This window comes from Jutongia hominis, assembly GCF_014384965.1.
GTDB lineage: Bacteria > Bacillota > Clostridia > Lachnospirales > Lachnospiraceae > Butyribacter > Butyribacter hominis.
The window spans coordinates 16,088-30,013 of the sequence record NZ_JACRSW010000014.1 but is presented as its reverse complement, the minus strand read 5'-3'; the positions used below and the strand labels follow the sequence as shown (position 1 = coordinate 30,013).

12 protein-coding genes are annotated in these 13,926 nt (G+C 39.0%); all 12 read left to right on the top strand.

The genetic code is table 11. From position 1 onward, the window contains the following. Nucleotides 1-133 precede the first annotated feature (133 nt). The 12 genes from H8700_RS03895 (at nucleotide 134) to H8700_RS03840 (ending at nucleotide 13,908) form a co-directional block, all read left to right on the top strand. A complete protein-coding gene (locus H8700_RS03895; RefSeq protein WP_249303250.1) occupies nucleotides 134-1,312 on the top strand; it encodes an aspartate aminotransferase family protein in 1,179 nt (392 codons plus the stop codon). 282 nt (nucleotides 1,313-1,594) lie between these two features. Beyond that, nucleotides 1,595-2,038, top strand: coding sequence for a DMT family transporter (locus tag H8700_RS03890; RefSeq protein ID WP_022141433.1), 444 nt, complete (start codon nucleotides 1,595-1,597; stop codon nucleotides 2,036-2,038). 175 nt (nucleotides 2,039-2,213) lie between these two features. Further along, complete coding sequence (locus H8700_RS03885; RefSeq protein WP_249303248.1) at nucleotides 2,214-2,867, top strand: helix-hairpin-helix domain-containing protein; 654 nt, start codon at nucleotides 2,214-2,216, stop codon at nucleotides 2,865-2,867. Nucleotides 2,868-2,898: 31 nt separating this feature from the next. Further along, nucleotides 2,899-3,588: a response regulator transcription factor gene (locus tag H8700_RS03880; RefSeq protein WP_249303246.1), complete on the top strand. Its 690-nt coding sequence runs from the start codon at nucleotides 2,899-2,901 to the stop codon at nucleotides 3,586-3,588. 70 nt (nucleotides 3,589-3,658) lie between these two features. Then, a complete protein-coding gene (locus H8700_RS03875; RefSeq protein ID WP_022141430.1) occupies nucleotides 3,659-5,101 on the top strand; it encodes a sensor histidine kinase in 1,443 nt (480 codons plus the stop codon). Nucleotides 5,102-5,115: 14 nt separating this feature from the next. Beyond that, entirely contained in the window at nucleotides 5,116-6,081 is a 966-nt protein-coding gene (locus H8700_RS03870; protein WP_249303245.1) for a GerMN domain-containing protein, read from the top strand. Nucleotides 6,082-6,124: 43 nt separating this feature from the next. Continuing rightward, nucleotides 6,125-8,566, top strand: coding sequence for a ComEC/Rec2 family competence protein (locus H8700_RS03865; RefSeq protein ID WP_249303243.1), 2,442 nt, complete (start codon nucleotides 6,125-6,127; stop codon nucleotides 8,564-8,566). A 149-nt stretch (nucleotides 8,567-8,715) separates the two neighbouring features. Further along, nucleotides 8,716-9,744, top strand: coding sequence for a phosphoribosylformylglycinamidine cyclo-ligase (gene purM / locus H8700_RS03860; RefSeq protein ID WP_249303242.1), 1,029 nt, complete (start codon nucleotides 8,716-8,718; stop codon nucleotides 9,742-9,744). Between the two features lie 136 nt (nucleotides 9,745-9,880). Next, the gene (gene purN / locus H8700_RS03855; protein WP_249303240.1) at nucleotides 9,881-10,507 is read left to right on the top strand and encodes a phosphoribosylglycinamide formyltransferase; all 627 of its coding nucleotides are present in this window, start codon (nucleotides 9,881-9,883) and stop codon (nucleotides 10,505-10,507) included. Nucleotides 10,508-10,581: 74 nt separating this feature from the next. Next, nucleotides 10,582-11,859: a phosphoribosylamine--glycine ligase gene (gene purD / locus H8700_RS03850; RefSeq protein ID WP_249303238.1), complete on the top strand. Its 1,278-nt coding sequence runs from the start codon at nucleotides 10,582-10,584 to the stop codon at nucleotides 11,857-11,859. 107 nt (nucleotides 11,860-11,966) lie between these two features. After that, nucleotides 11,967-13,208: a serine hydroxymethyltransferase gene (gene glyA / locus H8700_RS03845; protein ID WP_022140743.1), complete on the top strand. Its 1,242-nt coding sequence runs from the start codon at nucleotides 11,967-11,969 to the stop codon at nucleotides 13,206-13,208. Nucleotides 13,209-13,266: 58 nt separating this feature from the next. Beyond that, nucleotides 13,267-13,908 carry a lactate utilization protein gene (locus H8700_RS03840; protein WP_022140742.1) on the top strand — a complete coding sequence of 214 codons (642 nt, stop codon included), beginning with the start codon at nucleotides 13,267-13,269 and terminating at the stop codon, nucleotides 13,906-13,908. Nucleotides 13,909-13,926: the final 18 nt, after the last annotated feature.

Sequence of the window (13,926 nt, the reverse complement as noted above, 5' to 3'; positions counted from 1 at the left end):
AGTACCGATGAAATGAAATAACATATATGAAAAGCCGGTTAGCAGGTTCTTTTTTAGAACAGCGGTCACAATAATAAAAAAGAAATGGGCATAATAATAAATTGTCCGAAGGAAACAAGGGAGGATTCTTCAGATGAAAAATGAGTTAGAAAAACATTTAATACATACCTATAACCGTTCGGTTACATTAGTAAAAGGGGAGGGTGTTTCTCTTTTTGACGACAAAGGGAAGGAATATCTTGATATGGGTGCAGGTATAGCAGTCTGTGCTCTCGGATATAGCAACGAAGAATATAAAAAAGCCTTAAAAGACCAGATTGATCAGTTGATCCATGTATCGAATCTGTTTTATACCGAACCGGTGATAAAAGCCGCAAAGTATCTTTCAAAGGCTTCCGGTATGGATCGTGTATTTTTTACAAACAGCGGAACAGAAGCGATTGAAGGAGCAATCAAACTTGCCCGTAAATATGCGTATTTAAAGAACAAAGACAGCAAAGGCGAGATCATTGCAATGAACCACTCATTCCATGGACGTTCCATGGGTGCGTTGGCAGTGACAGGTACCAAGCATTATCGTGATCCGTTTGAACCACTGATCGGTGGTGTTTCTTTTGCGGATTACAATAATTTAGAAAGTGTGAAAAAGCTGATCAAAAAAGATACCTGCGCGATCATTATGGAAACATTACAAGGAGAAGGCGGCATTTATCCGGCAACGAAAGAATTCCTGCTTGGAGTACGCAAACTTTGTGACGAAAACGATATCGCTTTGATCTTAGATGAGATCCAATGTGGAATGGGACGTACCGGAAAGATGTTTACCTACGAACATTATGGTATCAAACCGGATATTATGACAAGTGCAAAAGCATTAGGCTGTGGTATGCCGGTTGGCGCATTCTGCGCAACAGAGAAATTTGCAACAGCAATGTGTCCGGGAGACCACGGTACAACATATGGAGGCAACCCATTAGCCTGTGCGGCTGTATGTAAAGTGTTTGAAATTTTTGAAAAAGAACATATCGTAGAACATGCTGCCAAAATGGGGAATTACTTTACAGAACAATTACAAAGATTACAGGAAAAACATCCGGCACTTTTAACCGATGTTCGCGGAAAAGGATTGATGATCGGTATCGAAGTATCCTGTGCAAATGGCGATGTGGTAAAGAAGGCATTAGAAAAGGGCATGATTGTGATCGCAGCCGGTTCTAATGTTGTCCGTCTGGTGCCTCCGCTTGTAATTGAAACAAAGCATATTGATCAGTGTATTTCTATTTTAGACAGTGTTTTTGCAGAACTGTCATAAGATATATAAAATGTAAGATATACGCTAAAACACTCCCTATTTCTATTTAACGATATCAAAACGTGCTATTGTCAACGTACTGTTGTGAAATAAGGCAGAAAAAAGCAGAATGTCCTTTGAATCATTCTGCTTTTTTCTTTTTAAATGCATATTTCCATAAAATGTGGAAAAAATAAGAGGAAAGAAACGTATAAAAATGAAGATATGGGCATATCTTACGTTGCTTTTTCTTGCAAAACGGATAAGACAGCCCATAGACATGAAAAAGAAAAGAGGTTTTTTATGTTTGGAATGATCGCATCTGTTATATCGGGAATCTTAATGAGTCTTCAGGGCGTTTTTAATACACAGGTCACAAAGCAGACAAGTGTATGGATTAGTGCAGGTTTCGTACAATTAACGGCATTAATAGTATGTATGATTGCATGGTTTGTAACCGGAAGAGAAGGCAGTATTAGCGGAATCATGCATGTCAGACCATGGTATATGCTTCTTGGCGGTGTGATGGGAGCATTTATCACTTATACGGTAATCCTTGGCATGAACCAGTTAGGTCCTGCAAAAGCTGTTCTTTTTATTATTGCTGCGCAATTGATCGCGGCATATATCGTAGAACTATTTGGCTGGTTTGGCACACAAAAAATCGGATTTGACTGGCTAAAATTAGCAGGTGTTGCTATTTTTATTACCGGAATTGTTGTCTTTAAATGGAAAGAACTGTTTTAAAAGAACAAAAGAGTAGATATTAAGTGCAAAATCATTAAAAAAATTGCTGATTATTTGTACATTGTATCTATTGTAATCGGAGAAAAAATTCGTTAGAATAGTAATCGGAGTTTACTGTATATTGCGAAACAGCCAATCTTGCTTTTGAAACACTCAAAAGAAAGGGAGGTTATTTGTGAAAAACAAGAATACAGGCATGATTTGGGTGCTTTGTTTTCTTTTTTTGGTTGCTGCGATTGCACTTTTTTTATTCGGGCCGCCAAAGAAAAACAAAGAAACGTTGTCTTTTGTAGAAAATACTGCTACAACGAAACAGGCAACTACCCCAAAAGAGACTCCTGCGCCTAAAAAAGACAAAAAGGATCATACTACTGAAAATGCAGTATATGTCTCAGGAGCGGTAAAGCATCCCGGTTTATATCGTTATTATGGCAATAAGAGAGTAGATGATGCAATCACGGCTGTTGGTGGTTTTTGTAAAAATGCGTCGACAGAAAGTATTAACCTGGCTCAATTTTTGCAGGATGGCGAACAGATCGTTGTTTTGACAAAGAAACAGGCAAAAAAGCAAAAGAGTCCAAAAGAAGATCCTGCTATGGTCAATGATTCAAAAAACAGACAAGACAGTCAGGGTGCTTCAAAAGTCAATATCAATATCGCATCCGTAGAAGAACTGATGCAGCTACCGGGAATCGGTGAGGCAAAAGCAAAGATGATCCTTGATTACCGCACGCAGAATGGTGCTTTTCAAAAGGTTGAAGATATTATGAAGATATCAGGTATTAAAGAAGGCGTATATAATAAAATCAAAGAAAATATTACAGTATAATCTGATGGTAAATAAGCAGGGGGAAAGAGAAATGGCAAGAAAAGTATTGGTAGTCGATGATGAAAAGCTGATCGTGAAAGGAATCCGTTTCAGTCTGGAACAGGAAGGAATGGAAGTTGATTGTGCCTATGATGGTCAGGAAGCATTTGATCTGGCATCACAAAACCAATATGATATAATTCTGTTAGACGTGATGCTTCCAAAAATGACAGGATTTGAAGTGTGTCAGCAGATTCGTGAGTTTTCGGATGTTCCGATTATCATGCTGACAGCCAAAGGGGATGATATGGATAAGATCCTTGGGCTGGATTACGGTGCAGACGACTATATCACGAAACCATTTAATATCTTAGAAGTAAAAGCCCGGATCAAAGCGATCATCCGCAGAAGTGAAGTAAAGAAACCAAAAGCTCCGGAGACAAATGAGTTATCATTTGAAGAGCTGCGGATTAATATTGACAGCCGCCGTGGCTATATCAATAATACAGAAGTTAATCTGACAGCAAAAGAATTTGATCTGTTAGAACTTTTAATGATGCATCCTAACAAAGTATACAGCAGGGAAGAACTTCTAAATACCGTATGGGGCTATGATTATCCCGGAGATGTCCGCACAGTAGATGTACATATTCGTCGACTGCGTGAAAAGATTGAGACAACACCAAGTGATCCCAAATTCATTCACACAAAATGGGGTGTTGGATATTATTTTCAAAAATAAAGGGCAGATATCTTTTCATATGTAGAAATGATACGATCAAATAGAGGCTCAAAATGTCGGAGGAATTGTTTTGAAAGAGAAGTGGACAGCGATATTTAATAAGATGCGCAGTATGCGTATTCAAGTATTTACCACAATGTTTTTAGCGGGCATTATTCCTGTTATACTCTTTTCAAATATTATTATTAAAGCATATAATTCACAGATCATTACACAAAGAACCGATGAGATTCAGTCCTATGCAACTGTTATTGCAAACTTAGTATTATCTTCCGGTTTTTTGTCCGGTGAAAGCTCTGATGAAGTTAATCGAGAATCCGAAGAGATTGCCAATATTTATCAGGGAAGGGTTATGATCATTGATCAGAATCTGCGTATTATCAAAGATACATACAATGTTGAAACAGGAAAAACTGCCATTTCTACCGAAGTAATCCAATGCATGAATGGTTCAAAAGATAAATATACAAATACGATCGGTGATTATATCCAGTTGACATCAGCGATTGTAGATCCATCAACCGAAAAAGTAACCGGTGCTGTTTTGATCAGTTTCTCAACAAAAAGCCTGGCAGTATTGGAAGACTCGGTCAATTATCGTGCGATCCTGATCATACTGGCATTAGCAATTTGTATCGTACTTTTTAGTTTCTTGTATTCCGCATTATTATCTAAGCCATTACAAAAAGTAACCGAATCGATTGATGAAGTGACAAGAGGTGATTTTGATGTTGCGTTGGACATTCATTCTTATTCCGAATTGGAGTCTGTTTCGGAATCCTTTAATCGTATGATCGGTTTTATTCAGGAACAGGATAATGCAAGACAGGAATTTGCATCCAACGTTTCCCACGAATTAAAGACACCATTAACATCCATGAAAGTACTTTCGGATTCTTTGCTTTCCCAGGAGGGAATGCCGGAAGAACTGTATCGGGAATTTCTCGGAGATATTACCAGCGAGATTGAACGAATGACAAATATCATCAACGATCTGCTTTCTATGGCAAAGTTAGAAAAAAACAGTGCCGATATGACGATTGTAAATATCAGTATCAATGAATTACTGGATGGTGTTTTGAAACGACTCCGTCCGATCGCAGCCAAGCGCAATATTGAATTGGTATATGAGAGTTATCGACCGGTAGTAGCTGATGTAGATGAAGTTAAAATGTCAATCGCATTAAACAATCTGATTGAAAATGCCATCAAATATAACTATGATGGCGGCTGGGTACATGTCACATTAAATGCGGATCACAAATTCTTCTATGTCCGTATTCAGGATTCCGGAGTCGGTATTCCGGAAGAATTACAAGATAAAATTTTTGAACGTTTTTACAGAGTTGATAAAGCGAGGTCAAGAGAAACCGGTGGTACCGGACTTGGACTGGCTTTGACCAGACGTGCTATTTTGCTGCATCGCGGTTCAATTAAAGTTTATAGTAAAGAAAAAGAAGGTACTACCTTTACAATCCGTATTCCGTTAAATTATGTCACAGCAGAAAACTGATAGGAGGCAAACAAATGTTACAGTCTATGAAAAGAAATAAAACACATCTGATTCTGACAGCATTTGTCTGCCTGTTATGCTTATCTGTACTTGATGGATGCACCAAAAAAGATAAGAAAAAAAGCAGTTATACCGGTTCTTACATTTATTGTCTGGATTCGAATGAAACAAAGATTGAGGGAGAAAAATATACAATTAAAAGTAAAGATACCGATAAAATGATCCGCGAACTTTTGCATAAGATGAGAAAAGAACCGGAGACAGTGTCGTTAAAAAATGCACTGTCTGACAGCATTACATTAGACGATTATACTCTGACGAATTCCGGAGAACTTTCTTTATACTGGACAGCCTCTTATACGAATTATACCGGTCCTTCGGAAGTGCTTCGCCGTGCCGCAATCGTAAAGACTCTTTGTCAGGTACCGGATGTAAAAAGCGTACAATTCTATGTTGCCGGACAGCCACTGACTGACACAAATATGAATACGATCGGTTTTATGACAGCAGATACCTTTGTTGATAATACCGGAGATATGGAATACACTCAAAATACTACATTAAATATGTATTTTGCAAGTGCCTCGGGGACATCGCTCGTAGAAGTACCTGTTAAGATCACATATGACGCCTCGATCCCGTTAGAGCAGCTTGCACTGAAACAGTTGATCAAAGGTCCTTCTTCTGTTGGCGGAATCAGCAATACACGTATGCTGGCTACGATACCTTCCGGCACAAAAGTAAACAAAATATCTGTAAAAGATAATACCTGCTATTTGGATCTATCATCGGATTTTCTTGATAAAAGAGATAATATATCGGATGAAGTAACGATTTACTCTGTCGTAAACACATTAGTAGAATTATCTAATATCAATAAAGTACAATTTAGTATTGATGGAGAACAGGTTCTTCTTTATAACGATTCGATCAATTTCGGAGAACCATTTGAACGCAATCTTGATCTGGTCTTAAAATGATCCTGTAAGGTCTATTTAAGACGTTAAAAAGAAAGGAGGTTATTTGAAAAGACCAATGGTATGGGGAGTCGGTCTTTTGTTTCTATGTTTTCTGATTCGTATCACTTTTTTTAATAAGCAGGTTCAAAAAGAACAATATTGTCTGGATGCACTTTTTGACAGAGAAGCTTTTTGTAATGCAATAGGAACAATCGAACAGATTGAGCAAAAGAAGAACTCCGTTTTTATTTATCTAAAGGATGTTTCTATCCAACTGCCGTCTCAGCTGGATCAGGGCATCTGTTCTATCGGTCATGTAATTATGACATCTAATACATTAACATCGTCTTCCTATAATCATGGGAATCAGATCCGGATACAAGGAAAATTAAAAAAGCTGCTTCCGGCACAAAATCCCGGACAATTTGATGAACGGTCGTATTATAGAGAGCAGAATATTTTTTATAAAATAGAAGAGCAAAATAGTTTTTGTATCAGCAATACAAAAAATTCATTAAAAGTAACATTATTTTCTTTCAAACAACATATGAAAAAGATCTATCGGAAGTATCTGAATCCAAAAGATTCAGGGGTGGTGACCGCTATGTTACTTGGAGACCGATCCGCTCTGGATAGTGAGATCAAAGAACTCTATCAACAAAACGGAATCGGACATATTCTTGCAATCAGCGGACTACATATTTCTATCTTATCTATGGCTTTATACCGGCTTTTCCAAAAACTTTGTCTGCCACGTCCGATTCCGTTTTGCCTGATTGTATTCTTTTTATTCTTATATGGTATCATGACCGGTTTTTCTGTTTCGACAAGCAGAGCGATCATTATGATGTGCATGTTTCTTTTGGCAAAGGAGATTGGTCGAAGCTATGATACGATTACGGCATTGGCATTGAGTGCAATGATTATATTGATTCAGAAACCATATGCCGTTTTTTCGGTCGGTTTTTTGCTATCCTACGGAGCCGTGCTTGGAGTCGTCCTAATAATTCCTGTCTGTAAAGGGATTGTTCTTGGTTCCCATCACGAGCAGGATCATTATTATCGAAAACGATTACGAAAAGAACGGGAGCAGGAAAGCAGTTGGAAAATAAAAGAGGAGCGGCACTTTGGGGCAGTTTCCAAAAAAATACCACGGTTTTTATGTTGTAAAGAAGCTTTCTTTGCACATTTGAAAAAGAAATGTCTGCATATGTTTGGATCTTTGCTGCTTGCGAGTATTAGTATTTCCATGATGACAACCCCCTTACTCTTATGGTTCTTTTATGAACTGCCAACCTACAGCATTTTGATCAATCTTCTGGTTCTTCCTGCAGTATCCTTTCTCGTTATTTTATCTGCACTGGGTGGTCTGGCAGGAATATTGTCATTCCCTTTTACAAAAGGGATATTTTCTTTGATACATTGCATTCTGGCAGGTTATGATACGTTATGCCGCGTCACAAGAAAGCTTCCGTTTTCTCTTCTAACACCGGGACAGCCACCACTTGAAACAATAGTTTTCTATTATGTTATATTATTTTTTATGATTTTTTTAATCAGAAAAATCCTTTATGAGCAGGAACACTTTCCTTTTTGGAAGAGAAATATATTTGTTATGGTATGTATGTTTTTGATGATCCTGCTTTTTAGCTATCGCAAAAAGGCTGCTTTTTCCTGCACAATGCTAGATGTAGGACAGGGAAATGGTATTCTGATACAGACAGCAAAGAAGACAATTTTAGTGGATGGTGGAAGCAGTGATGTGACTGAGGTTGGAAAATACCGACTGCTGCCATGTCTGAAATATTACGGTATTACCTGTATTGATGCCATGATCATGACACATGCTGACACAGATCATATATCCGGTCAGTTGGAATTAATCGAAATGATGCAAAAAGGGCAGCTTACGATTACAACGTATCTGCTGCCACAGCCGGAACAGTCTTTGCAGGATTCCAATTATAAGAAGATCGTAGCAGAAGCAAAGAAAGCCGGTATTACGTTGCAATATCTTCATAAGAAAGAGCAATTAACGATCGGTGATCTTTCTTTGTATTGTGTACATCCCGAAAAAAACTTTTGTGCGGATTCTGCAAATGCATATTCTACGACATTATCCTTACAATGGAAGAAGTATTCCATTCTTTTGACGGGAGATTTAGAAAAGAATGGCGAAGAAGCGGTATTAGAAGAATTACAAAAGAATCCGTCGCTTCCTGCAAGATATGATTTCCTGCAAGTACCACACCATGGTTCTAAGAATGCAGGAAGTGAGGTCTTTTTACAAAAAGTCTTACCGAAAGTCTCTCTGATATCCTGCGGTTATCAGAACCGGTATGGTCATCCACATGCCGAGTTGCTAGAAAGACTTAAAAAGATAGATTCTCATATCTATACAACACCTGCATCCGGCGCGATCAGTATCAAGGAAGAACCAAAAAGTCTGTTAAACCGAAAAAAAGACGATTCCTTAAAGATCGAAACATTTTGCAAATATACATGACAAACGTTATGCTTTGTGATACAATAAAAAGGATTTTGAGTATTTTTGTGCGATTTTGCTGATAAATCGTGTAAAAAGAAAAAAGATTACAAAGACAAGATAAGTATGAAAGAAAGATATTTGCCGTTACCGGCAGAATGGAGGCAATGATGGATTACAAGAAGGCAGGCGTTGATATTGAGGCAGGATACAGATCGGTAGAATTAATGAAAAAGCATATTGCCAGTACAATGCGCAAAGAAGTTTTAACAGATATCGGTGGTTTTTCCGGTGCATTTTCCATGGAAGCATTTAAGAATATGGAACAGCCAACGCTAGTTTCCGGTACAGATGGTGTGGGAACAAAGTTAAAACTTGCTTTTGAACTGGACAAACACGATACGGTAGGTATCGACTGTGTTGCGATGTGTGTAAATGATATTGCATGTGCGGGTGGAGAACCTTTGTTCTTCCTTGATTATATTGCATGCGGTAAGAATGAACCGGAAAAGATCGCACAGATCGTCAGCGGTGTTGCCGAAGGATGTAAACAGTCAAATGCTGCATTGATCGGTGGAGAAACAGCAGAAATGCCGGGCTTTTATCCTGTTGATGAATATGATCTTGCCGGATTTGCAGTAGGTGTTGTAGATCGTAAAGATATGATCACAGGAAAGACAATTGCCAAAGGAGACGTATTGGTCGGAATTGCTTCTTCGGGCATTCACAGTAACGGTTTTTCGTTAGTCCGCAAAGTATTTGATATTGAAAAGACAAATCTGAATAAAACATTTGAATCTCTTGGTGGAAAGACATTAGGAGAGACCTTGCTTGCACCGACGATCATTTATGTCAAAGCACTTCGCAGTGTTAAAGAGGGCGGCATAACGATCAAGGGATGCAGCCATATTACCGGTGGTGGATTTTATGAGAACATTCCACGTATGCTTCATGATGGTGTTCATGCACAGATCAAAGCAGACAGTTATGAGATTCCTCCAATCTTTGATATGCTTGCAAAAGATGGAGATATCGCAAAAGAAATGATGTACAATACATATAATATGGGTGTGGGTATGATCCTTGCCGTAGATGCCAAAGATGCAGATAAGACTGTAGAATTAGTCAATGCATCCGGTCAGAAAGGATTTATCATCGGTGAGATCACAGAAGGTGAAAAAGGTATTACTTTAGTTTAGTATACAGAAAGCAGGGAGACAGTTATATTACCTGTATAAATTATGAAGTCTTTTATTGACTGATAAAAGACTCCGGTATATTACCCGCACATGGTTTGCCGGATAACAGAAAAATGTGCAGAAACGAGGAAGTATCATGCAAAAAATCGCAATTTGTGTATCCGGAGGCGGTACAAATTTACAAGCGATCATCGATGCAGTTGCTAACGGAACGATCCGTGATACAAAGATTGAACTTGTTGTCAGTAACAAAAAAGAGGCTTATGCTTTAGAACGTGCGGCAAAAGCAGGGATTGAGACTGCATGCATATGTCCAAAAGATTATGCTGACAGGGAAACATTTGGCAAAGAAATGGTTCGTATTTTTGACGAGCATGAGATCGATCTGATCGTATTAGCCGGCTATCTGGTTATTATTCCTGAGATATTAGTACAGCATTATCGAAACAAGATCATTAATATCCATCCATCTTTGATACCGGCACATTGCGGTATGGGATATTATGGATTAAAAGTACACGAAAGTGTATTGGCAACAGGAAATAAAGTAACGGGAGCTACAGTACATTTTGTGGATGAAGTAGCTGACCACGGACCAATTCTTTTACAGAAGGCCGTAAAAGTCTGTGAAGGTGATACACCGGAGACTCTTCAAAGAAGAGTAATGGAAGAAGCTGAATGGCACATTCTTCCCGAAGCGATCGACCTGATCGGACAAAAGAAAGTAACGATTGTAAATGGCATCGCCCATATAGCAGACTAGCACAATGAATCATTAACATATTGATTTTTGTTGTGCCGTTATCAGGGAGATTCATACAGAGAGGAGTATTTTTAATGAAGGTTTTAATTGTAGGAAGTGGTGGACGTGAACATGCGATCGCATGGAGTGTTGCACAGAGCAAGCGCGTAGATAAGATCTATTGTGCTCCGGGAAATGGCGGTATCAGCCAGTATGCAGAGTGTGTCAATATTGCAGCAATGGAATTTGACAAATTAGCTGATTTTGCACAGGAACATGCGATCGACCTTACGATCATCGGTATGGATGATCCGTTAGTTGGCGGTATCGTTGATGTTTTTGAAGAAAGAGGACTCCGTGTCTTTGGACCACGCAAAAATGCAGCGATCATCGAAGGTTCAAAAAGCTTTTCAAAAGATCTTATGAAAAAATACGGTATTCCAACCTGTCATTATGAGACTTTTCATTCACCGGAAGAAGCATTGCTTTATTTGGAAAATGTAACCTATCCGGTTGTCTTAAAAGCAGATGGTCTTGCTCTTGGAAAGGGTGTTTTGATCTGTAATACAGCAGAAGAAGCAGAAGCCGGGATTGCCAGCCTGATGCTTGATAAGCAGTTTGGTACAGCCGGTGATACGGTCGTGATCGAAGATTTCATGACAGGACGTGAAGTATCTGTATTATGTTATTGCGATGGTACCCATATTAAGCCAATGACAAGTGCACAGGACCATAAGAGAGCCGAAGACGGCGATAAAGGTTTGAACACAGGTGGTATGGGCACCTTTTCACCAAGTCCTTTCTATACAGAAGATATTCAGAAATTCTGTGAAGAAAAGATCTATCAGCCGACAATGGATGCGATGAAAGCAGAAGGCAGAGATTTTGTCGGTATCTTATTTGTCGGATTAATGCTTACTAAAGATGGTCCTAAGGTATTAGAATACAATGCCCGTTTTGGTGATCCTGAAGCACAGGTTGTTCTACCACGTATGAAAAATGATATCATTGATGTTATGGAAGCCTGCATTGATGGCAGATTAGATCAGATTGATTTGCAATTTGAAAACAATGCAGCAGTATGTGTAGTCTTAGCCTCTGACGGTTATCCAAAGAGCTATGAAAAAGGCAAGCTGATCACAGGCTTAGAAAACTTTGAAGGAAAAGACGGATATTATGTATTCCACGCAGGAACAAAATTAACCGATGAAGGTATTGTAACAAACGGTGGACGAGTACTTGGTGTTACTGCAAAAGGCTCTAACTTAAAAGAAGCTCGTGCCAATGCGTATAAAGCAACCGAATGGATCTCCTTTGAAAATAAATATATGAGACATGATATCGGTAAAGCAATTGATGAAGTAAACGAATAAGCATACCAGAACAATAATAACAGGATAATGTTTATAGATATGTGAACTGTATTCTAAAAAATAAAATAGCACAAAATGCTCTTAAAATGTGCAGAAAAGAGGGAAATATGTATTCATTTGCAGAAGTAGAAAATTTTGATCCGGAAATTGCAAAAGCAATCGCAGACGAAACAGGAAGACAGAGAGAAAACATTGAATTGATCGCTTCTGAAAACTTAGTCAGCAAAGCAGTGATGTCAGCTATGGGAAGTACATTGACAAACAAATATGCGGAAGGTTATCCGGGAAAACGATATTACGGTGGCTGCGAATATGTCGATGTCGTAGAAAACCTTGCCCGTGATCGTGCCATGAAGCTTTTTAACTGTACTTATGCAAACGTACAGCCACATTCCGGCGCTCAGGCAAATATGACGGTATTTTTCGCTTTAATGAATCCGGGAGACACCTTTATGGGAATGAACCTGGATCATGGCGGACATTTAACGCATGGAAGCCCTGTTAATATGTCAGGTAAATATTTTCATTGCGTTCCTTATGGTGTTAACGATGAAGGCTTCATTGATTATGATGAAGTAGAACGCATCGCCAAAGATTGCAAACCTAAATTGATCGTAGCAGGTGCAAGTGCATATGCACGTAAGATTGACTTCAAACGCTTCCGTGAGATTGCTGATGAAGTAGGTGCTTATCTGATGGTTGATATGGCTCATATTGCCGGACTGGTTGCAGCAGGTTATCATGAAAGCCCGATCCCATATGCACATGTTGTTACAACCACTACACATAAGACACTTCGCGGACCTCGTGGCGGTATGATACTTTCTAGTGAAGAGTTTGCAAAAGAAGTCAACTTCAATAAAGCATTATTCCCTGGAATCCAGGGTGGTCCTTTGATGCATGTGATCGCTGCAAAAGCAGTCTGCTTCAAAGAAGCATTAGATCCGTCTTTTAAAGAATACGGAAAAAATATCATCGACAATGCCCAGGCTTTAGCAAAAGGCTTACAAAGCCGTGGAATCAAGATCGTATCCGGTGGTACGGATAACCATTTAATGTTAGTGGATCTTGCCGACAAGGGTCTGACAGGAAAAGAAGTAGAAAAATGGCTCGATGCAGCGCATATTACATGTAATAAGAATACCATTCCAAATGATCCACAGTCTCCATTTGTCACAAGTGGTATCCGTCTTGGTACAGCAGCCGTAACAACCAGAGGATTCCGTACAGATGATATGGATAAAGTTGCAGAAGCAATTGCTTTGATCATTAATGATCCGGAAGGAAACAAAGAAAAGGCAACTGCTATTGTAAAAACATTAACAGACAAATATCCATTATATGAGTAATTTATAGTTTTCGGGGGCAAAGCATGGTCTTTGCCCTTTTTCCGACTGGAGGTAGCATATGACAGCAAAAGAGAGAAATTATGAAAATCTTGCAGAAAGTATTATCGCAAAATTAGCCCAGCGTAATATGGAAGGATATTATTGCAAAGACCGGGAAGAAGCAAATGCAAAAGTAAAGCGTTTTTTAATGCCGGATTGTTCGATCTCATGGGGCGGCTCAGAAACCTTAGAACAGATCGGACTGATTGCAGACTTAAAGGAATCTGAAAATGAATACGAGATCCTTGACCGTAAAAATCCTGATCCTGCCTTATCTGCAAAAGAGTTCTATGGAAAGATGGTAACGGCTGATTTCTTTTTGATGAGTACAAATGCGATTACGGTAGATGGGGAACTAATAAATATTGACGGCAACGGAAACCGTGTTGCCTGTCTTTGCAACGGACCGGATCATGTGATCATTGTTGCAGGAATGAATAAAATAGTTCCTGATATACAAAGCGGGATTGCCCGCGTCAGAAACATTGCCGCTCCGCCAAACGGAGTACGATTAAACACAAATACACCTTGTGCGGAATACGGAAGATGTGTCGATTGTCTGACGGATGACTGTATGTGCTGCCATACTGTAGTTACAAGAATGTGCCGTGTGCCGGGCAGGATCAAAGTCATCTTAGTGGGCGAAGAACTTGGCTATTGATCAAACGATTTGCAAAGA